Origin of the sequence: Vibrio sp. 10N.286.46.A8, assembly GCF_041470165.1 — a bacterium.
GTDB classification, from domain to species: Bacteria; Pseudomonadota; Gammaproteobacteria; order Enterobacterales; family Vibrionaceae; genus Vibrio; species Vibrio tasmaniensis_A.
Window position 1 is genome coordinate 17,590 of the sequence record NZ_JBFRLX010000149.1, and the last position, 21,075, is coordinate 38,664.

General features: G+C 43.7%; 15 protein-coding genes and 1 riboswitch. Of the genes, 9 read left to right on the forward strand and 6 right to left on the reverse strand.

What is annotated here, in order from left to right; translation table 11 throughout:
- Nucleotides 1-250: 250 nt before the first annotated feature.
- The 4 genes from topA (at nucleotide 251) to AB4232_RS14865 (ending at nucleotide 7,186) form a co-directional block, all read left to right on the forward strand.
- Nucleotides 251-2,881, forward strand: coding sequence for a type I DNA topoisomerase (topA, locus tag AB4232_RS14850; protein ID WP_012603610.1), 2,631 nt, complete (start codon nucleotides 251-253; stop codon nucleotides 2,879-2,881).
- A gap of 552 nt (nucleotides 2,882-3,433) precedes the next feature.
- A complete protein-coding gene (gene glgC / locus AB4232_RS14855; RefSeq protein WP_080518005.1) occupies nucleotides 3,434-4,663 on the forward strand; it encodes a glucose-1-phosphate adenylyltransferase in 1,230 nt (409 codons plus the stop codon).
- A complete protein-coding gene (glgA, locus tag AB4232_RS14860) occupies nucleotides 4,653-6,107 on the forward strand; it encodes a glycogen synthase GlgA (protein ID WP_372087438.1) in 1,455 nt (484 codons plus the stop codon). Before glgC ends, glgA begins: the two co-directional genes overlap by 11 nt.
- A 281-nt stretch (nucleotides 6,108-6,388) precedes the next feature.
- Nucleotides 6,389-7,186 (forward strand): alpha/beta fold hydrolase, encoded by a 798-nt coding sequence (locus tag AB4232_RS14865; RefSeq protein WP_009846349.1) that lies wholly within the window; start codon nucleotides 6,389-6,391, stop codon nucleotides 7,184-7,186.
- A 115-nt stretch (nucleotides 7,187-7,301) separates the two neighbouring features.
- Here AB4232_RS14865 and AB4232_RS14870 read toward each other — a convergent pair whose 3' ends face one another.
- The 5 genes from AB4232_RS14870 to torD form a co-directional block, all read right to left on the reverse strand.
- Nucleotides 7,302-7,619 carry a DUF2007 domain-containing protein gene (locus tag AB4232_RS14870; protein ID WP_102248916.1) on the reverse strand — a complete coding sequence of 106 codons (318 nt, stop codon included), beginning with the start codon at nucleotides 7,617-7,619 and terminating at the stop codon, nucleotides 7,302-7,304.
- A 70-nt stretch (nucleotides 7,620-7,689) separates the two neighbouring features.
- Complete coding sequence (locus tag AB4232_RS14875) at nucleotides 7,690-8,370, reverse strand: TVP38/TMEM64 family protein (protein ID WP_009846351.1); 681 nt, start codon at nucleotides 8,368-8,370, stop codon at nucleotides 7,690-7,692.
- A gap of 154 nt (nucleotides 8,371-8,524) precedes the next feature.
- Nucleotides 8,525-9,115, reverse strand: coding sequence for a TfoX/Sxy family DNA transformation protein (locus AB4232_RS14880; protein WP_009846352.1), 591 nt, complete (start codon nucleotides 9,113-9,115; stop codon nucleotides 8,525-8,527).
- Between the two features lie 127 nt (nucleotides 9,116-9,242).
- Nucleotides 9,243-9,328: riboswitch (cyclic di-GMP riboswitch) on the reverse strand.
- A gap of 170 nt (nucleotides 9,329-9,498) precedes the next feature.
- Nucleotides 9,499-10,503 carry an HTH-type transcriptional repressor PurR gene (gene purR / locus AB4232_RS14885; protein ID WP_017099945.1) on the reverse strand — a complete coding sequence of 335 codons (1,005 nt, stop codon included), beginning with the start codon at nucleotides 10,501-10,503 and terminating at the stop codon, nucleotides 9,499-9,501.
- Nucleotides 10,504-10,821: 318 nt separating this feature from the next.
- Entirely contained in the window at nucleotides 10,822-11,469 is a 648-nt protein-coding gene (torD, locus tag AB4232_RS14890; RefSeq protein WP_012603615.1) for a molecular chaperone TorD, read from the reverse strand.
- Nucleotides 11,470-11,756: 287 nt separating this feature from the next.
- Between torD and torR the strand changes: the two genes are divergently transcribed.
- Nucleotides 11,757-12,470, forward strand: a complete 714-nt coding sequence (torR, locus tag AB4232_RS14895; protein ID WP_009846355.1) for a two-component system response regulator TorR — start codon at nucleotides 11,757-11,759, stop codon at nucleotides 12,468-12,470.
- Nucleotides 12,471-12,562: 92 nt separating this feature from the next.
- On the opposite strand, the gene elyC is transcribed toward torR, so the two are convergent.
- Nucleotides 12,563-13,369, reverse strand: coding sequence for an envelope biogenesis factor ElyC (gene elyC, locus AB4232_RS14900; RefSeq protein ID WP_032500870.1), 807 nt, complete (start codon nucleotides 13,367-13,369; stop codon nucleotides 12,563-12,565).
- 115 nt (nucleotides 13,370-13,484) lie between these two features.
- Here elyC and cmoM point away from each other — a divergent pair, with 115 nt between their 5' ends.
- The 4 genes from cmoM to mukB all read left to right on the forward strand — a co-directional run bounded on the left by cmoM (nucleotide 13,485) and on the right by mukB (nucleotide 20,965).
- A complete protein-coding gene (gene cmoM, locus AB4232_RS14905; RefSeq protein WP_009846357.1) occupies nucleotides 13,485-14,270 on the forward strand; it encodes a tRNA uridine 5-oxyacetic acid(34) methyltransferase CmoM in 786 nt (261 codons plus the stop codon).
- Nucleotides 14,271-14,395: 125 nt separating this feature from the next.
- Nucleotides 14,396-15,733 carry a chromosome partition protein MukF gene (gene mukF / locus AB4232_RS14910; protein WP_009846358.1) on the forward strand — a complete coding sequence of 446 codons (1,338 nt, stop codon included), beginning with the start codon at nucleotides 14,396-14,398 and terminating at the stop codon, nucleotides 15,731-15,733.
- Nucleotides 15,714-16,514: a chromosome partition protein MukE gene (gene mukE, locus AB4232_RS14915; RefSeq protein WP_372087439.1), complete on the forward strand. Its 801-nt coding sequence runs from the start codon at nucleotides 15,714-15,716 to the stop codon at nucleotides 16,512-16,514. Before mukF ends, mukE begins: the two co-directional genes overlap by 20 nt.
- On the forward strand, nucleotides 16,511-20,965 hold the full coding sequence (gene mukB / locus AB4232_RS14920) for a chromosome partition protein MukB (RefSeq protein WP_372087440.1): 4,455 nt from the start codon (nucleotides 16,511-16,513) through the stop codon (nucleotides 20,963-20,965). The genes mukE and mukB overlap by 4 nt, the downstream gene beginning before the upstream one ends.
- Nucleotides 20,966-21,075: the final 110 nt, after the last annotated feature.

A 21,075-nucleotide genomic window follows, 5' to 3' on the forward strand; every position in this document is an offset into this window, starting at 1 on the left:
ATGCCTGATGAATAGGCTCTTGCAAGTATTCTTAGTGAGTACTTTATAGCTTCTTTATATTGTGACTCTTTTCTCTATGAGTCGTCGAATTGTCGAGCGATCAGATCCAATTTTGAAAAAAGCGGTTGATCTTCTAGTAATCTCGCACAATAGTAAAAAAAGAAGCAATGAATTTAGAATATCATGCGTAAAAGCCCACAAGTAAAATTGTTGGTGTTGAAGCATCGTGATTAAGGACGTTAGAGTCAATATGGGTAAATCGCTCGTTATAGTGGAGTCGCCAGCCAAGGCTAAAACTATCAATAAATATCTTGGCAAAGACTTTGTCGTTAAGTCGAGTGTAGGTCACGTTCGTGATTTACCAACGGCGGGTCAAAGTACAGGTCAAAAGGCTGCTGCAGTTTCAACCAAGGGTATGAGCCCAGAAGATAAAGCTCGTATCAAGAAAGAAAAAGATCGCAAAGCGCTTATTAAAAAGATGGGTATCAACCCTTATCAAGAGTGGGAAGCGAATTACCAAATCTTACCGGGCAAAGAAAAAGTCGTTGCTGAATTGCAAAAACTGGCTGAGAACGCAGACCATGTTTATCTCGCAACCGATTTGGACCGCGAAGGAGAAGCTATCGCATGGCACCTTCGTGAGATCATCGGTGGTGATGAAACGCGATACAAACGAGTGGTTTTTAACGAAATCACTAAAAATGCTATTCAGCAAGCTTTCGAAACTCCAGGCGAGCTAAATATCGACGGCGTAAACGCACAACAAGCACGACGTTTTATGGACCGTGTTGTTGGCTTTATGGTGTCACCACTGCTTTGGAAAAAAGTAGCACGAGGCCTATCCGCTGGCCGTGTTCAATCTGTAGCTGTAAAACTACTGGTTGAACGTGAGCGCGAGATCAACGCTTTTATCCCTGAAGAGTTCTGGGATGTGCATGCTGATACCAAAACGGCAGAGAAAACAGATTTCAGACTGCAAGTCGCTCAAAAAGACGGTGTTGCGTTTAAACCTGATAATGAAGCGCAAACACAAGCTGCAGTAAGCGTTTTAGAAAAAGCGCAATACGAAGTATGTAAACGTGAAGACCGCCCAACTAAGAGTAAGCCGTCTGCACCTTACATCACGTCGACTCTGCAACAAGCGGCGAGCACACGTCTTGGTTACGGCGTAAAGAAAACCATGATGTTGGCTCAACGTTTGTATGAAGCGGGTTACATCACTTATATGCGTACTGACTCAACTAACTTGAGTTCAGAAGCTGTAGAAGCCGCTCGTGAATATATTGGTTCTGAGTTTGGCGCACAATACCTTCCACCGAAGGCGCTTGTATACGGCAGCAAAGAGGGCGCACAAGAGGCTCACGAAGCGATTCGTCCTTCAAGTGTCGATGTTAAGTCTGAAGACCTAAACGGCGTAGACGCAGACGCACACAAGCTTTACTCGCTGATTTGGAATCAATTTGTTGCATGTCAAATGACACCGGCGCAGTACGATTCAACGACGGTAAGCGTTAAAGCTGATGAGTACACGTTAAAAGCGAAAGGTCGTATTCTTAAATTTGATGGTTGGACTCGCGTTCAACGTCCAATGGGTAAAAATGAAGATACGATTCTTCCTGCTGTACAGGTTGGTGAAAAGCTAGACCTAATCGCATTAGACCCTAAACAGCACTTCACTAAGCCGCCAGCCCGTTTTACTGAAGCGGCGCTAGTTAAAGAGCTTGAGAAGCGTGGTATTGGTCGTCCTTCAACGTACGCATCAATCATCTCTACGATTCAAGACCGTGGTTATGTAAAAGTTGAACAGCGTCGTTTCTATGCTGAGAAGATGGGTGAAATTGTTACTGACCGTCTAGATGGCAGTTTCAATGATCTAATGAACTATGACTTTACGGCTCGTATGGAGCAGAAGTTAGACCAAATTGCAGAAGGCGAAGCAAGCTGGAAAGGCGTGCTAGATAACTTCTTCGAAGACTTTACAGGCGATTTGGAAAAAGCCGATTTAGATGAAGACGCTGGTGGCATGAAGCCAAATCATATCGTTGAAACCGATATTGAGTGTCCAACTTGTAGCCGTAAAATGGGTATTCGTACAGCTTCGACTGGCGTATTCCTAGGTTGTTCTGGTTATGCACTTCCACCAAAAGAGCGCTGTAAGACAACCATTAACCTTGGTGATGAAGACGGTATTATCAACGTTCTTGAAGAAGACGTTGAAACCGCAGCACTTCGAGCGAAAAAGCGTTGTCCGATTTGTGAAACGGCAATGGATGCTTATCTGATCGATGATAAGCGTAAAATGCACGTGTGTGGTAACAACCCTAACTGTGAAGGTTATGTGGTTGAACACGGCGAATTCAAAGTGAAAGGCTATGATGGTCCGCTTGTTGAGTGTGACAAATGTAGTTCTGACATGGTTTTGAAGAATGGTCGTTTCGGTAAATACATGGACTGTACGAGTGAAGATTGTAAGAACACTCGTAAGATTCTGAAGAATGGCGAAGTAGCGCCACCTAAAGAAGACCCAGTGCATTTCCCTGAACTCCCATGTGAAAATTCAGATGCATACTTCGTACTTCGTGATGGGGCTTCTGGTTTGTTTATGGCCGCGAGTAATTTCCCTAAATCACGTGAAACACGTGCACCATTAGTGGAAGAGCTGGTTCGTTTTAAAGACCGTATTTCACCTAAATTCCAGTATCTAGCATCAGCACCGGTTGCTGATCCTGATGGCAAGCCGACAGTGGTTCGCTTTAGTCGTAAGACAAAAGAAAACTACGTTCGTACCGAAGTGGACGGTAAACCTTCAGGTTGGACCGCTTTGTACATCGACGGTAAGTGGGAAGTTACGGATAAACGTAAAAAGCCTAAAGAGAAGTAACTGAATGTGTGACCCGATCTGATATGGGTTGGCATTTTATTGATGAAAAAGCAGCCATTAGGCTGCTTTTTTTTGATCTAAATATGACTAATTATGCTGTCTCTCGATCGTCGGCCTTACCTGTGTCTATTTGTTAAATTCAGGTCATGAAATAAATGAAATGGATAATAATCTTTAATTATGCAACTTTAACGTAATTGTAACTTAATTAAAATATTGTAAGTCACAGGTCAGGTTTTAGTTGTATACCTGATGTGTTCCGAGTGTTAACTTAATGTTTCATAAAAACGGTGTAATGTGAGCTGCTTTAAGTCTTAGGAAAGCAATCGGCTTACATAACACAGAATGGCGTATTAAAAATTGAAATCGACCGGAAAGTCGATAACGTATATAAAACCAAGTGCAAACAATAGTGCACACTTAACAACGTTTGGCTTAGGATATTTTCACTGCATGTGAATGGATATTCGTTAAGTACCGAAATAAGTGTTGGTGCTCATCCCCCAGAGGAAGATACCTCTTAGAGCACTAACATCGACAAGCTATAAATATATGGAGAATAAAATGGCTGGTGTATTGGGAATGATTCTTGCTGGTGGTGAAGGCTCTCGCTTAAGACCTTTAACTGAATCTCGCAGCAAACCCTCGGTTCCTTTCGGTGGTAGTTACCGCTTAATTGATTTCGCTCTGAATAACTTCGTTAATGCTGATCTAATGAAGATCTACGTATTAACACAATTTAAGTCACAATCACTGTTCCATCACATGAAAAAAGGTTGGAATATCAGTGGTATAACCGACCGTTTTATCGACCCAATCCCTGCGCAAATGCGTACAGGTAAGCGTTGGTATGAAGGTACTGCAGATGCTATTTATCAAAACCTTCGCTTCATGCAGTTGGAAGAACCTGATCAAGTTTGTATTTTTGGATCAGATCATATTTACAAAATGGACATTAAGCAGATGCTTGATTTCCATAAAGAGAAGAAAGCGGCTTTAACCGTTTCTGCATTGCGTATGCCGCTTGCTGAAGCATCTGAATTCGGCGTTATCGAAGTGGATGCTGAAGGACGTATGATTGGTTTTGAAGAGAAACCGGCTAACCCGAAACCAATTCCAGGTGACCCGGAGTCTGCGCTTGTGTCTATGGGTAACTACGTATTTGAAGCTAACGAGTTGTTCGCAGAACTTGTTGAAGATGCAGATAAAGAAGACTCGACACATGATTTCGGAAAAGACATCATTCCAAACATGGTTCCGCGTGGTGATGTGTTTGTTTATGACTTCAGTACTAACCGTATTACTGGTGAGAAAGAAGAAGTTTATTGGCGCGATGTAGGTACGATTGACGCGTACTGGCAAGCTCATATGGATCTTCTTGAGAAAGATGCGCCATTCTCGCTATACAACCGCAAGTGGCCACTACATACATACTATCCGCCACTACCGCCGGCTACGTTTACTGATTCGGCAAACGGCCGTGTTCAGATCATCGATAGCTTAGTGTGTAACGGCAGCTATGTACGTGGCTCTCGCATTGAGAAGTGTGTATTGGGTTTCCGCAGTAATATCGCATCAGCGTGTGATATTAGTGAGAGTATCTTACTCGGTGATGTGAAAGTGGGTGAAGGTTGCGTACTTCGTCGTGTCATCGTCGATAAAGATGCAGATATCGCACCTGGAACACAGATTGGCGTAAATCTGAAAGAAGATAAAAAGCATTACCATGTCTCTGACGATGGTGTAGTAGTTATTTCCAAAGGAGCTCGAGTTGGTTACTAAGACTCTCTCGGTACTTTTTGTAGCGTCTGAAGTTGAAGGCTTGATTAAAAGTGGTGGCTTGGCTGATGTAGCCAAGGCACTGCCAAAAGCGTTACAAACACTCGAACAAGATGTTCGAGTGACCATCCCTGCTTATAGAAACATTCCAAACATTGATTCAGCTGAAGTGATTTTGTCGACCGAGCTCGATTATTGGCCTCATACTGCTTATCAAGTCAAAAAGTTGAGTGTCGAAGGTGTTCAAATCTTCGCTATTGAATGTGACAAGTATTTTGACCGTCCTGAAATGTACGCAGAGAACAATCAAGCGTATGCTGATAACGGAGAGCGCTTCTCGTTCTTCAGTACGGCTTGTTTGGATATGCTTCCTAAGCTCGCGTTCCAACCTGATATCATTCATGCAAATGACTGGCACACAGGCTTTGTGCCTTTCTTGCTTAAATCACGTTATCAACAACATGATTTCTTTGAAAATACGCGCAGTGTTATCTCGATTCACAATGCAGTTTTCAAAGGGGTGTTCGCATACGATGAACTGCAATGTCTGCCAGAGATGCACAGTTACAATGTGCCAGAAGCATCTGTAAGTGACACGCATGTCACCATGCTAAAAGCAGGGGTGATGTGTGCCGATAAGGTCAATGCAGTAAGCCCAACGTATGCAGAAGAGCTGAAAACGGAGTTAGGTAGCCATGGCATGGCAGCAGAGTTCCAACATCGTTCGGCCGACTTATTTGGTATTCTCAACGGTTGTGATTATGGAGCTTGGAACCCGGAAACAGACGCTTTCCTTCCTCGTAAATTCAAAGCAACGAAACACAGCATGACTCGTGGAAAATCTGCTTGTAAGCAAAAACTGCAACAAGATGTTGGTTTACCCGTTACCGATTGTGCGGTTTATGGCATGGTTTGTCGTCTGACCAACCAAAAAGGCGTTCATTACTTACTGCCTATCATCGAGCAGTTCTTGAAAAACGAATTGCAGATCGTGATTGTCGGTACTGGTGATCCGGTTTTGGCGAGTCAATTGAAAGAGTTATCAGCACTTCATTCAGACAAGTTCTCATTCATAGAAGCCTACAATAATGAACTAGCGCATTTGGTTGAAGCGGGCTCTGATTTTTTCTTGATGCCTTCTGAATTTGAGCCCTGTGGCTTGAACCAAATCTACAGCATGGCTTACGGCACTTTGCCTATTGTGCGCTCTGTTGGCGGTTTAAAAGACAGTGTGAATGATTACGATCAGGATCCAGAAGTCGCGACTGGGTTTGCTTTTGAAGAGCCAACACCGCAAGCATTGCTATCGGTATTGCATCGTTCATTACTACTTTATGCTCAAAATCCATCTGAAATTAAGCGCGTTCAACTTTACGCGATGCAACAAGATTTTAGTTGGGAAGATGCGGCAGAAGAATATCTTACGATGTACCATTCTGCATTTTAACTTGTTGACTTAGCTTTAAAATACAGTTGTTGAATAACAACCGTTCATAATAAAAGAAGGCGCTCTGCTGATAGAGTGCCTTTTTTTTCTGGTCAGATCACATCACGTTTCCAAAGACAAAGCTTGCAAACTCATTTTAGTCAGGTAGAAAAGGTGGTCAGGTATTCACATGACTAGTGTTGGGTTTGACACTATTATCACTTAAAATTCTTAATTGCGTGATATCCTTAGTCATCGCCTTGTGATGAGGCTTAGCTCCATAAATAAATTAAGCGATAGGTATGTCTGAGAGTTTATTATTTCATAAAACATTTACTCACCCTACGAGCGATGAGTGGGTTGTATTTGTGCATGGCGCAGGGGGCAGTTCCTCCATTTGGTTTAAGCAGATCAAAGCGTATAAACAGCATTTCAACTTGCTTCTCATTGACTTGAGAGGGCACGGTAAATCAGACAACATACTTAAAGACCTGATTTCGAACCGTTATACGTTCAAATCAGTAACGCTCGATATTCTTAAAGTGTTAGATCATCTAAAAATCCGATCCGCACACTTTGTGGGTATGTCTTTGGGTACAATTATCGTTCGTAACGTGGCCGAACTGGCGGCAAGCAGAGTACGTTCGATGGTGCTTGGTGGTGCTGTCACTAAACTCAACACTCGATCTCAAGTCTTAATCAAATTAGGAAACCTGAGTAAGCACATCATTCCTTATATGTGGCTATACAGCCTTTTTGCTTATGTTGTGATGCCGCAAAAAAGTCAGAAAGAATCACGTCACCTGTTTATCCGCGAAGCGAAAAAGCTGTGCCAAAAAGAGTTCAAGCGCTGGTTTATCCTCACGGCTGATGTGAACCCATTGATGAAATACTTTAAAGACAGAGAGTTGCCGATTCCGACTTTGTATTTGATGGGCGAGCGCGATTACATGTTCATTAAACCCGTTAAAGAAATGGTCGAAGCGCACGAGTCGAGCGAGTTGGTAGAAATTGCCAACTGTGGGCATGTATGTAATGTAGAAAATCCTGAAGAATTCAATCAACAATCTATCGCTTTTATCCAAAAGCAAATTCAGTGATTCTCTGGGTTGGTTATCAGACTAGATGATCCAATAGAATTAAAATAAAAACGGGAAGCTAATTTAGCTTCCCGTTTTTATTTGGAGGAGGTATTTGATAACAACTGAAACTCTGCTATTCAGGCGAAGCAGCGCCGCACTGCCAACAAGACCCGAATTGTGCTTCATTGATTTCATGACACTCACCACAACGCCACTCTTCATAGATGATCGAATCTTGCTGTTTTTGGTAGTCATTGACGATCGTGCGGGCTTTACTAGCGAGTTCTGGCTCATGTAACCATACGTAAGGGTCTGTATCTTCGGTAAATGGGATTTCACCTTTTAAACCAAACAAACCCTCACCACGGACTTCACACGCAATATTCTCACTTTCTAACAATCCACAGATGATATGAGCTTCTGTCGGATTCGATGCACTGAAGATTTTCATTGAAATAGAACCTTATTTGGCTGTATGCGTTTCTTAGTTTCTTAGTTTCTTAGTTATTTAGCTATATACGTTACTCAGCGACAGGTGCTGAGCGAAATTTGTTCATCAACCATTTAGCAATAATTGGGAACACACCCAGTAAGGCAAATGACAACAGTACTGAGGGAGACACGATGCCCGAAAGTGAATCAATTTCTGCGAGTTGAGTTCCGGCATTCAAGAAAACGGCGGTACCCGGCAACATACCGATTTGGCTAGTAATATAGTAACGACTCACCGACATCGGTGTTAGACCCATCAATAGATTGATAAGGAAAAATGGGAAAACAGGAATTAGACGTAGCGAGAATAAGTAAAATGCACCGTCTTTCTCAACGCCCTTATTGATGGTGGCTAACTTGTCGCCAAACTTGGTTTGGATCCAGTCACGTAACAAGTAACGGCTACTTAAGAAGGCGAGGGTTGCGCCAATAGCGCTCGCGAAAGACACTAGCAGTAAACTGTTCCAAAACCCAAACAGCGCAGCGCCTAACAGCGTAACAACGGCAGCGCCAGGAATTGAGAAAGCCGTAATCATGACATACGCGACAAAATAGATAGCGGCAGCGGCAATGAAATTGCTCTCGATGTAGTCATTCAAAACAGCTTGCTGGGCTTTTGCATTTTCAAGCGTTAAGTACTGGCCGAAATTGACGCCTAACAAGACGATGGTTATGACCAACACAATACCCAATATCATTTTTTTACTCATTGATACTTCCTCTAAATTTTCAATGCATACCATTAGTTTTTCAATGTATACCACTAGTATAGATAGACAGGCAAAGCATAGAATAACTTTCACCAGATATAAAAAAAGCCGCAAAAATGCGGCTTAGTTATCTATATAGTTTGCACTGACAATGTTAATTGACGTGATTGATAAGCTCTTCACGACGTTGCTGCGGTATAACAGACCAATGTGTACCATTGATCGCGCCTTCTAGCGCCCATAACAGTTCAATACTGACAGAAGACGCATGCGATTCTTTGATGGCGTTAAATGCGTTTACAGAGCCAGATTCATATAAACGTTCTACAGAATCGATCCCTGCCTTTTTCAACATCCGCTCGGTAGCGAGTCGAAGGTTAGGCAGATCTTTGAGTCTAGTTGGTTTAGCAGAAGATTGTTCAGCTTTCTCTTCTTTAGCAAAACCTAGAGACGTAGTCGCAAGCTGCAAGATTTTCTCTTGGTCTTGCCATAAGCCTTCAGGTAAAGCGAAATATTTAGTAACGACAGGAAAACCACGTTTTTTGTAGACGTACGGTTGAAATCCTTGTTGTTCGAATTGTTGTGTTGTGCATTTGTCAGCTCGTATATGCAACTGGTCATTCACAACCAGGGCAAACATAGTGTCATCAGCAAAAAGCCCGAATCCACCAAACATTGAGCGTGACTTAATTTTTCCTAGGGGCTCAAATAATTTCATTGAGTCCTTTAGTATCGGTTTATCCATGTTATTTATCTCGGTGTATTTGAACTACGCCACCAAATAAGCAGGTCCGAGAGATTAGCAAAATGTTGCAATTAAATTGTCAATAGGCTGTAAATTACTAAAGTATTAGTAGTTACTGCATTTTGCCATCGGTAACCCCGCTACCATACCAACGAGTGGTTTAGGCCGGAAGCTTTGCGTCCCACTTTTTCAAGTGGTTTGCCCTGTGCGTGACTGGGTTATTAGAATAAAGTTTTTGTTGAATTAGGCTCACACTTCTTATTTCAAAATGTGATGTTGCTTCAATTAATGATCTTTGAATTATGCATGCAAGTGCACTTTGTTTGTTGAGAAAAAAAACGCACCTAAAGGTGCGCTTGATTAAACTAAACTCATTACATCAATTAATTTAACGTTTTAACTGTACTTCGCTCAACAATTTCAGGGTGCATTTCGAAGACGCGTTTCTCGTGGTCTTTGTCTTTTATACGCTCTAGTAGTATTTCGAATGCATTTTTACCAACACGGCGCTTAGGTTGGTGAACCGTCGTTAACGGTGGAGAGAAGTATTCAGCCAATTCTATGTTGTCGTAACCGATCACTGAGATATCTTCAGGAATACGAATGCCTTTTTCTTGTAATCGACTCATCAGTCCTAATGCCATCGTGTCGTTAAAACAGAATACTGCGGTAGGGCGATCTTTCATCTCAATGATTTGGTCAGCAGCAATCACAGCTGTGTCACATTCAAAGTTGCCTTCGATGATCATATTTTCATCGGCAGTAATCTTCGCTTCATTGAGTGCGCGCTTGTAACCTGAGATGCGTTCAACACACGCTGCTTTGTCTAAGTGGCCACTTAAACATGCAATCTTGGAGTGACCGCGCTCAATGAGGTATTTGGTTGCTAGGTAGCCACCTTCTTCAGAGTTATCGATGATCTTATCAGCCTGAGAGCTTTCAGGGCCCCAGTCCATGATAACTTTAGGGATGTCTGCGTGACGGTCTAACATCTCTCTTAGTTCTTCAGTCAGGTCAGAACACATAACTAAGATGCCATCTACACGTTTCTCTGCAAGCATTCGAATGTAGTCACGTTGCTTTTCGTAGATACCGCCCGTATTGCACAAGATCAAAGTGTAACCTTGACGGTAGCAGTAGCTCTCAACACCATCGATAACTTCAGAGAAAAATAGGTTAGTTGATTGAGTCACTAGCATACCGATGGTGCGTGTTGTATTGCACTTCAAACTACGAGCAACGGCACTTGGCGCATAGTTCAGTTCGTCTACGGCTTTGTTTACTTTTTCTTGAGTCGCTTCAGCAACAAAGCGAGTTTTGTTGATTACGTGAGAAACGGTTGTTGTTGATACGCCGGCTAAGCGTGCGACATCTTTTATAGTGGCCATGTTTTTATCCTATTAGAAGCTACTTTCCCAAAGTACGGAATGAAGTAGCCGTTAAGCTACCTAACTAAGAGCTTAAATTTGTAGGGCTCTTTGGGTACTAAAGTGCTAAAAAACAAAAAACCGCTATTGAGCGGCTTGTCTTAACACCGAAATGCTCTGAACTTCAATAAGTGTAGCATTTCGTGAATGTTTCATATTTTATCGTTTGCGGTCACAATTTTAGACTGACTAGAAATTACTCGCAATAAAATTCACCCAGAAATCCGGGTGAATGGTCACAATTCTATTGAATTTATTTATCGAGTCGTCAAAAAAAGCTTATTCGCCAGCTAGGTATTGAGTGTCTAATTTACAGAATGCCAATAGCAGGGATGAGACTGATGCGTAGAAACCGAATGTGTCAATGTCATGACATTTAACGTTGAACTTTGGTACCCAAGTAAGCAGTTGCTGTTCGATAAATTGCTGTTGAACAGCAAAGGATTTCTCTAGTTCTTCTTCTAGTTCAGTTTCGTTCGAACGAATGATTAGATTACCTAGGAAATCGAGTTCGATAGCAATGTGGTCAGCTGGCTCTTTTAGGTCTTGGTTAACCACTAAGTTGTGTTTAGCCATGATCTCTTCCATATCTTTTGCTGGCTTATCGTTCAAAAGGCCAGTCTGGCCGATATACATAGAAGCGTAAGGAAGTGCGCCATGTTTATCAGTCTTTAAGAATAAGTCACAGAAGTCAGCAGACAATTCTAATTGAGCATCTTCACGTGTTTGTAGACGGTTTAGCGCATCCACTAAGCTATCAATCGCCGGCTTTAGTGTTTCATTTTCACCTAAACCAGTTAGGAAAGAACGAATTTCAACAGAGTGGTAGTGATCGAGTTCTTCTTGAGTGAGCTCTTTAGCGAACAAGCTTGATAGCCACCAGTATATTTCTGCTCGTTGTTCGTTGAATGCTTTCGTATCTTTCATTTCTTAGATCCTGATTTAGTCTTGTGGTGTGTGTATACCTAGCATCGTCGAGTGATTTGGGTATAGGCACACCAAGGCTGAATAACAAGGTTATTTGCGAAACGCAAAGTTACTCGTTAGTGGTAATGCCTATATTGAATTGCGATGGGCGACAAATAGCAAGGTTTAAGATTGTCTTGTATCAAAAAAAAATCATGTTTCTGGCTTTTATCTTCTGTAGTACTAGAATTGTTACGAGTTATGAATAGAATGGTCACTGAAACTATTAAATAAGAAAAGTGGTGTAGATGAGCTATCACGTATTAGTCGTAGAAGATGATGTGGTAACCCGCAGTAAACTGGTTGGATATTTCCAGAATGAAGGTTACACAGTGAGCGAAGCTGAAAGCGGGGCTCAAATGAGAAAAATGTTAGAAGAAAATAACGTTGACCTCATTATGTTAGACATCAACTTGCCAGGCGAAGATGGATTGATGCTAACTCGCGAATTACGCAGTCAATCAGACATTGGAATAATTTTAGTTACTGGACGCACGGATAGCATTGACAAGATCGTTGGCCTTGAAATGGGCGCAGACGATTACGTTACTAAACCCTTCGAACTTCGCGAGTTGTTGGTTCGAGTTAAAAACCTCTTGTGGCGTATTTCGGCTGCTCGTAAAACGGCAGCGGTTGCGGTAGAACAAACAGAAGACGAATCTGTGGTTCGTTTTGGTGAATGGACGTTTGATATACCTCGCCGTGCGCTAAGCAAGAACAGTGAGCCGGTGAAATTGACCAAAGCTGAATATGAACTATTGGTTGCACTCTCTTCTTACCCTAACCAAGTATTAAGCCGTGAACGTATTTTGAATATGATCAGCCATCGAGTAGACGCGCCGAATGACCGCACTATCGACGTGTTAATCCGTCGTATGCGTGCAAAAATGGAGTTTGACCCTAAGAACCCACAAATTTTTGTGACGGTTCACGGTGAAGGTTACATGTTTGCTGGTGACTAATTTTCCGTGGAAAGCTGGTTTCAGTAACGATACTTGAACGTAAAAAAACCGAGACATCGATGATGCCTCGGTTTTTTTTGTTACTGAACTTTTTAATTGTTTACCGTCGGAGTAGTGCTCTCGACAGGGTCATTACTTGTGTCTAGCCAATCTCGCAAGCTTTGCCAAACTAATCCCATCGTCTCATGCCAATAGCGCTCAGTCTGCTCGAGATAGATAGCCTTAGGCATATACTTATTCCATGGTTCAACAATCCCTTCTTGTGCAAGGTAGTTGGTTGGTGCTGGTAATGGTTTCATGCCCGCGGCATTGAATTCATTAAGGGCGCGAGTCATATGGCTAGCTGATGTCACGAGCACCATTTTCTTATTCTTAACGAATGCAGCGGCTTGGCGAGCTTCTTCCCACGTATCTTTCGCAGTTTCAAGCAGAATGATATCGGGTTTCGCGACGCCGAGTGCTAGCGCTACTTTAGCCATCATTTTTGCGTTGCTCACCTCAGTGCCTGCACCATAACCAGACAAAATGAGTTTAGCTCCAGGGTAAAGACGTAAGATACGAATCCCTTCACTTAAGCGCATCAGACCGGTGCGGCTAAGCTCTGAGGTTGGTGGGATTTGGTCATCAACAACGTGACCACTTCCAAGAACCATAATGTAATCGACGGTATCATCGATAGGTAAAAAAGCGGTGTGTTGCCTTTCCATTGGCATTAAAAGTTGACTAGAAACAGGCTGGAAAGCGATTAGGAAAATACCACAGAGGGCTGAAAGGGTAATTAGGCAACCTGTCTTCCTTTTTGCAGTAAACATCACTAGGGCTAAACCCAGAAAAGCGAGAATTAACATTGCTGGCAGTGGCATCAGTAACGAAGACACTACTTTTTTCAGCTCAAACATATCCGAATAGTCCGAAAAAACATCACTTAGTAGTAAAAAGAGACATCGCCTCTTTATTCCTGAAATTCCTGTGACAGAATAGCAGGCACGATAGGACATAATAACTCAAGTAGCCGTGACTGAAGACCGTAATTTCGACGATATTGCCCACAAATTTGCAAAAAACATTTACGGCTCTGACAAAGGAGAGATCCGTCAGTGCATCGTATGGGAAGATTTAGAACAAGCTTTGAGCAAGTTTGATCAATCCGCTTCGCCGCTGCATGTGCTTGATGCAGGCGGTGGACTTGCACAGATGTCACAAAAAATTGCGACACTAGGCCACAACGTTTCTCTGTGCGACCTCTCTTCTGAAATGTTGAAGCTCGCAGAAGAAAGTATCAGCGAAGCGGGTTTGCTCGAGCAATATCGATTTATTCATTCTCCGGTACAAAAAGTGGCAGAGCATCTCGAAGAGAAAGTCGATTTTGTGATGTTTCATGCCGTAATGGAATGGTTAGCAGACCCTAAACAGGCACTTGATTTATTGTTGGAACAAGTAAAACCCGGTGGCATTGCCTCGATAATGTTTTACAACCACCATGGTTTAGTCCTGAAAAATGTGATTTGTGGCAACATTCCTCATGTATTGAATGGGATGCCACATCGAAAAAGGTTTAAGCTGCAACCACAAAAAGGCTTGAAGCCTGAAGAGGTTTATCAATGGATAGAAGACGCTGGTCTAGATATCTGTGGTAAATCAGGTATTCGCTCTTTCAGTGACTACATAGGTAATATGGAGTACATGGGCGATTACCAATTTGAAGATGTGTTGGAACTAGAAAAACAGCTATGTCGCCAAGAGCCATATCTGTCGCTAGGCCGTTATATTCACGTTTGGGCTCAAAAACCTGCGCAATAACAGCGGTGAATGTGGTAAAAGAAGCCACAACAATGCGCTATGCCATCGTAAGAAGCCGCGTCATAAAGAAATAGGCGTCATATCTAATACGTTCGATATGACGAACAACAGTAACAGGAACCACAATGAGTGAAATGACTCAAACTGCCGAAGAGCAGCCAATTGATGAGTTGGTGGGCTGGGTCAAGCAGCATGATTTTTCATTAAACTTGCCACCAGAGCGCTTAGCATTTTTGATTGCTATCGCCGTACTAAGCAATGAAAGGTTCGATGAAGAGTTGGGCGAGGGTGAACTGCACGATGCATTCACTATTGTCACTCGACTGTTTGAAGATACTGGCGAAGCGTCTGCGTTTCGTGCCAACAACGCTATCAATGAGTTGGTTAAACAGAAGTTGATCAGCCGCTTTACCAGCGAAATCACAGATGGTGCAAGCATTTATCGCTTATCGCCATTGGCGATTGGTATCTCAGATTATTACTTACGTCACCGCCAGTTTTCTAAATTAAAACTGTCTATCCAGCTTTCTATGGTTGCCGATGAGATGGCAAAAGCCATTGAAGCCGCCCAGAAAGGTGGAACTCCGGGACATTGGAGAAGGAATGTGTACGGCGTGCTCAAGTATTCTGTTGGCGAAATCTTTGATCAGATAGATCTCAACCAGCGGGTTATGGATGAACAGCAACAAACCGTCAAGCAGCAAATTGCGGATCTTTTAAATAAAGATTGGCGAGAAGCAATCAACAACTGTGAGTCTTTGCTATCAGAAACCTCAGCCACGCTAAAAGAGTTGCAAGACACCTTGCAAGCGGCGGGTGATGAACTGCAAACCCAGATTCTTGATATTCAAGAAATTGTTTATGGTGACGATGAGCTCGAGTTTGTAGGTGAAACCCTATTTGGTTTGCAAATGAAGCTAGACCGAATCACCAGTTGGGGCCAACAAGCGATTGATTTGTGGATCGGCTACGATCGCCACGTGCATAAATTTATCCGTACCGCGATCGATATGGATAAAAACCGTGCCTTTAGCCAACGCTTGCGTCAGTCAGTCACTGACTACTTTGATGCGCCTTGGTTATTAACCTACGCAGACGCAGAAAAACTCACGGATCTTCGCGATGAAGCACTTGTGCTCCGTGATGACGAAGTGATGGGGCAAGCCCCAATCGACGTAGAATACGAAGAATTTGAGCAAGTGAACGATCTACTTTCAGAACGAATCGCAGATATGTTGAAAGCTCACAAACAGCAAGGTGCGCCAATTGATCTTGGCCTTGTGCTGCGTGATTACCTCGCCGCGCACCCTCGCACACACCATTTTGATTTAGCCAGAATTGTTGTCGACCAAGCCGTTCGCTTGGGTTACTCAGAGTCAGACTATCAGGCTATTCAGCCAGATTGGCAGGCAATCAACGATTTCGGTGCAAAGGTACAAGCAAATGTCATTAACAAGTACTGATGATTACATGCCAGAGAAACTGGTAAAAGCGATAGCGAACCCATTGTTTCCTGCGCTAGATAGCATGTTGCGTTCAGGCAAGCATGTTTCAACAGAAGACCTCGATAACCATGCGTTACTTTCTGATTTTGAAGTTGAGCTTCAGCATTTTTACCAACGCTACAATACGGAACTGGTAAAAGCACCTGAAGGTTTCTTTTACTTGCGTCCGCGTTCTACGTCTTTAATTAGCCGTAGTGTGTTGTCTGAGCTCGACATGCTGGTTGGCAAAGTATTGTGTTTCTTATACCTAAGCCCAGAGCGTTTGGCTCATGAAGGCATCTTCACCAATCAAGAGTTATTTGATGAACTGATGTCGTTAGCGGATGAGAAAAAACTCATGAAGCTAGCAACCAACCGTGCGTCTGGTTCTGACTTAGACAAAGAAAAGCTGTTTGAAAAAGTACGTACTTCTTTACGCCGTTTACGTCGTATCGGCATGCTGATCGTGATTGGTGAAACAGGTAAATTCCGTATCAGCGAAGCGGTGTTCCGTTTTGGTGCGGACGTTCGTGTTGGCGATGATATGAAAGAAGCACAATTACGTCTTATTCGTGATGGCGAAGCTGTTGTTCATACTCAAGAGCCTAACCAAGGTAGCTTGTTGAATGAAGAACAAGCAGAAGCCGTATCAGAAATAGACGTAGACGAAAACGGTCAACAAGACATTTTTAACGATCAAGCTGACTTTGACCTTGAGTCAAACGACAGCGAACAAACAAAAGTAGAAGGTGAAGCATGATTGAAAGAGGTAAGTATCAATCATTAACCATGATCAACTGGAACGGCTTCTTTGCGCGTACTTTTGATATTGATGGATTGGTTACAACGCTTTCTGGCGGTAACGGTGCGGGTAAGTCGACCACGATGGCGGCATTCATCACTGCACTGATCCCTGACCAAAGCCTTCTGCATTTCCGTAACACGACGGAAGCTGGTAGCTCACAGTCGTCACGCGATAAAGGTCTTTACGGTAAGCTTCAGCCTGGCGCATGTTATGCCGCGCTAGATGTCGTGAACTCACGTAATCAACGCCTATTGTTTGCAGTAAAACTGCAGCAAGTTGCGGGTCGTGATAAGAAGGTCGACATCAAACCGTTTGTAATCCAAGGCCTTCCAAGCCATGTGAAGCCAACGGATGTATTGATCCAGAACGTTTCAGACAGCCACGCTCGTGTGTGTCAACTGAACGACGTGAAAGCAGCGGTAGCACAATATGAAGGGGCGCACTTTAAAGCTTTCTCTTCTATTGTTGATTACCACTCACAGATGTTTGAGTACGGTGTTGTTCCTAAGAAACTGCGTAATAGCAGTGACCGTTCTAAGTTCTACCGTTTGATTGAAGCATCACTTTACGGCGGTATCTCAAGTGCGATTACACGTTCTCTGCGTGATTACCTTCTGCCGCAAAATGGCGGTGTGAAGAAAGCATTCCAAGATATGGAATCAGCACTGCGCGAAAACCGCATGACGCTAGAAGCGATCAAAACGACTCAGTCGGATCGTGACCTGTTCAAGCACTTGATCACTGAATCTACGAACTACGTGGCAGCAGATTACATGCGCCATGCCAACGATCGTCGTAACAAGCTTGATCAAACCATGAAGTTCCGTGGTGAACTGTTTGGTTCTCGCGAAACCTTGCTTGATCAAAACAACTTGTTGAACCGCGTTCAAGAAGAGCTTGAGTTGTTGGTCGATCAAGAATCGGCACTAGAGCAAGACTATCAAGCGGCGTCGGATCATCTTCAATTGGTTCAAACAGCACTTCGTCAGCAAGAGAAAATCGCTCGTTACAGCGAAGATCTGGAAGAGCTTAATGAGCGTCTAGAAGAGCAGATGATGGTGGTTGAAGAAGCTCAAGAACGAGTACTTCTTGCTGAAGAACAGGCAACCATTACTGAAGAAGAAGTGGATAGCCTGAAAACTCAGCTTGCTGACTACCAACAAGCTTTGGATGTTCAGCAGACTCGTGCGCTTCAATACCAGCAAGCGGTTCAAGCATTAGAGAAAACTAAACAGCTACTTGGTGATGAGTCTATTACGGCAGAAAGCGCATTAACTCTGGTTTCTGAGCTAAAAGCACAAGAAGAATCAAGCACTCAAACGCTACTGTCTACTAAACATAAGCTAGACATGTCCTCTGCTGCGTCTGCACAGTTCGACAAAGCACTGTCTCTTGTTAAAAGCATTGTTGGTGATGTTGAGCGTAAAAAAGCGTCTAACAGTGCTAAGCAAGCTTTAGAAAAAGGCCGTAACGCAAAACACGTTGTTGAAAACGAACAGCAATGGCGTGCTCAGCACCGCGACATGGCTCGTGATGTAGCACAGCAGCGTCAAGCAAAAGAGCTTGCGACTGAATACCAAAAGCAACACAACATCTCACTGACTGACGAAACGGTTTTCGATGAAGAACGTGAACGCCATGCAATGCAGATCGAGTCTCTTGAGTACGCTCAAGAAGAGCTGCGTGAAGCGAAGAGTGATCAACGTCGTGTGCAACAAAACCAAGACCAAGAGATTCAAAAACTTGAGTCTATTGCTCCAGCGTGGATCACGGCGAACGATGCACTTGAAGCCCTAAGAGATCAAACAGAAGCTGAGCTAGAAGATAGCCAAGCAGTAATGACTCAAATGCAGCAAGTGCTTGAAGACGAGAAATCTCAAGCGGTAGCAAAAGATCAGTTTGCTACGCGCCGAGCTGAACTTGAGCAAGAGATTGAACGCTTAGCTTCTCCAGGTGGTTCTAACGATCCTCGCCTGAAAGGTCTAGCGGATACGCTTGGTGGCGTGCTGCTTTCTGAGATCTACGATGACATCACGATTGGCGATGCGCCGTACTTCAGTGCGATGTACGGCCCGGCTCGTCACGCAATTGTGGTTTCGGACCTTGATGGCATTAAAGAGAAGCTGGTGGATCTTGATGATTGTCCAGAAGATCTTTACATCCTAGAAGGCGATGTAGACGCGTTTGATGACAGCTCGTTCAATGCCGATGAGCTTGAAGGTGCGGTGTGTGTTCAGCTTAACGATCGCCAAATGCGTTACTCGCGCTTCCCTGAGATTCCATTGTTTGGCCGTGCGGCTCGTGAACAACGATTAGAGAAATTGCGTGAAGAGCGTGATGTTGTTGTGGAAAACCACGCGAAAGCGGCGTTTGATGCACAAAAGCTGAATCGCCTATACCAAGCATTCAATAGCTTTGTTGCTAAGCACCTATACGTTGCATTTAACGCTGACCCTGAACAGGCACTAGTGTCTATTCGTGACAAGCGTAACCAGATTGTACGTTCTTTGGCTGAATTAAATTCTAAAGAGCAACAACAACGTAGTCAGCTACAACAGAGTAAACAAGCGTTGGGTGCGCTAGACAAATTAGCCCCAATGGTTCGTATTTTAGAAGACGAAACATTGGCTGAACGCCTCGCTGAATTAGAAGCGCAACTAGAGCGCTTGAGCGAAGCTAAGTCGTACTTGAACAACCATGGCAAAGCACTTGCTTCGTTAGAGCAGATCGTTTCTGCACTAGACGCAGACCCTGAACAGTTCGAGACACTAGAAGCACAATACCAACAAGCTGACCAAGCTCTACAAAGCCTGAAAGGTAAAGTGTTTGCTCTTTCTGACTTAATCGAACGTCGTCACTACTTTGCTTATGCAGACTCTGTAGACCTGCTTAACAAGAGCAGCGAACTGAGCGAGCAATTGAAAGCGAAGTTGGTTCAAGCAGAACAAGCAAGAACCAAAGGTCGTGATGGCTTGAAGCAAGCTCGTGAACAGATGAACCAGTACAACCAAGTATTGGCAGCACTGAAGAGCTCACATCAAGCGAAACAAGAAACGGTTCAAGAGTTCAAGCAAGAGCTACAAGAGTTCGGTGTTAACGCTGATGAAGGTGCTGAAGAGCGCGCGGTTCGTCGTCGTGACGAGCTTCAAGAGCGTTTGCATACTTCTCGTAGCCGTAAGAGTGAATACGAACGCACGATTACCTCAACTGAACTTGAGATGAAAGCGCTGGCTAAGCGTCTTAAGAAAGTTCAGAAAGAGTACACAGAGCTTCGTACCTTCGTTGTTGCAGCAAAAGCCGGCTGGTGTTCAGTACTTCGTTTAGCTCGTGAGAATGACGTTGAACGTCGTCTGCACAAACGTGAACTGGCTTATTTAACGGCGGGCGAACTTCGCTCTATGTCGGATAAATCACTGGGTGCGCTACGTCTGGCTGTAGCTGACAATGACGACCTGCGTGATTCGCTGCGTCTCTCTGAAGACAACGCACATCCAGAGCGTAAGGTTCTGTTTTACATTGCGGTTTACCAACACCTTCGAGAGCGCATTCGCCAAGACATCATTCATACCGATGATCCGGTTGAAGCAATCGAAGAGATGGAAGTAGAGCTAGCTCGACTAACAGAAGAACTGACGCAGCGTGAAAACCGCTTAGCGATCAGCTCTGAGTCGGTAGCAAGTATCATAAAGAAAACGATTCAGCGCGAGCAGAACCGTATTCGTATGCTCAACCAAGGTCTGTCTAACATTTACTTTGGTCAGGTTAAGGGCGTGCGTCTGAACGTTAAGATCCGTGAAAGCCACGAGATCTTGCTATCAGGGCTAGCGACTCAACAAGATCAACACAAAGACTTGTTTGAATCAACGCGCTTTACCTTCTCTGAAGCGATGGCGAAGTTGTTCCAACGTGTCAATCCACATATCGATATGGGTCAACGTTCTCCGCAAGTTCTTGGTGAAGAGTTACTGGATTACCGTAACTACCTAGAGCTGAGTGTTGAAGTTAACCGTGGTTCAGACGGTTGGTTACAAGCGGAATCGGGTGCATTGTCTACGGGTGAGGCGATCGGTACTGGTCAATCAATCCTATTGATGGTTATTCAGAGCTGGGAAGAAGAGTCACGTCGACTTCGTAGTAAAGACATCGTTCCATGTCGTTTGTTGTTCCTTGATGAAGCCGCTCGTCTGGATTCTAAGTCGATCTCTACGCTGTTTGAACTGTGTGACCGTTTAGGTATGCAACTTCTGATTGCTGCGCCAGAGAACATTAGCCCAGAGAAAGGTACAACCTACAAACTGGTACGTAAGGTCTTCAAAGACCACGAACACGTACACGTTGTTGGTCTGCGTGGTTTTGCTCAAAACAAACCGGTATCTCCTGTTCAAGAGCTTATCGAAACCCCTTAGAAGCGTAATCTATCTACCGTAAATTAATAGCCTCGAAGTATACACTTCGGGGCTTTTTTTGTTTGGCAGCTTCACGGGTCTCGTATTCTTTTGGTGAGGGTGAGGGTGAG

What these genes read in the sequence shown, in the direction of transcription:
- topA (WP_012603610.1), top strand. Translation starts at nt 251, where the DNA reads ATGGGTAAATCGCTCGTTATAGTGGAGTCGCCAGCCAAGGCTAAAACT.
- glgC (WP_080518005.1), top strand. Translation starts at nt 3,434, where the DNA reads ATGGAGAATAAAATGGCTGGTGTATTGGGAATGATTCTTGCTGGTGGT.
- AB4232_RS14865 (WP_009846349.1), top strand. Translation starts at nt 6,389, where the DNA reads ATGTCTGAGAGTTTATTATTTCATAAAACATTTACTCACCCTACGAGC.
- AB4232_RS14870 (WP_102248916.1), bottom strand. Translation starts at nt 7,619, where the DNA reads ATGAAAATCTTCAGTGCATCGAATCCGACAGAAGCTCATATCATCTGT.
- AB4232_RS14875 (WP_009846351.1), bottom strand. Translation starts at nt 8,370, where the DNA reads ATGAGTAAAAAAATGATATTGGGTATTGTGTTGGTCATAACCATCGTC.
- AB4232_RS14880 (WP_009846352.1), bottom strand. Translation starts at nt 9,115, where the DNA reads ATGGATAAACCGATACTAAAGGACTCAATGAAATTATTTGAGCCCCTA.
- purR (WP_017099945.1), bottom strand. Translation starts at nt 10,503, where the DNA reads ATGGCCACTATAAAAGATGTCGCACGCTTAGCCGGCGTATCAACAACA.
- torD (WP_012603615.1), bottom strand. Translation starts at nt 11,469, where the DNA reads ATGAAAGATACGAAAGCATTCAACGAACAACGAGCAGAAATATACTGG.
- torR (WP_009846355.1), top strand. Translation starts at nt 11,757, where the DNA reads ATGAGCTATCACGTATTAGTCGTAGAAGATGATGTGGTAACCCGCAGT.
- elyC (WP_032500870.1), bottom strand. Translation starts at nt 13,369, where the DNA reads ATGTTTGAGCTGAAAAAAGTAGTGTCTTCGTTACTGATGCCACTGCCA.
- mukF (WP_009846358.1), top strand. Translation starts at nt 14,396, where the DNA reads ATGAGTGAAATGACTCAAACTGCCGAAGAGCAGCCAATTGATGAGTTG.
- mukE (WP_372087439.1), top strand. Translation starts at nt 15,714, where the DNA reads ATGTCATTAACAAGTACTGATGATTACATGCCAGAGAAACTGGTAAAA.
- mukB (WP_372087440.1), top strand. Translation starts at nt 16,511, where the DNA reads ATGATTGAAAGAGGTAAGTATCAATCATTAACCATGATCAACTGGAAC.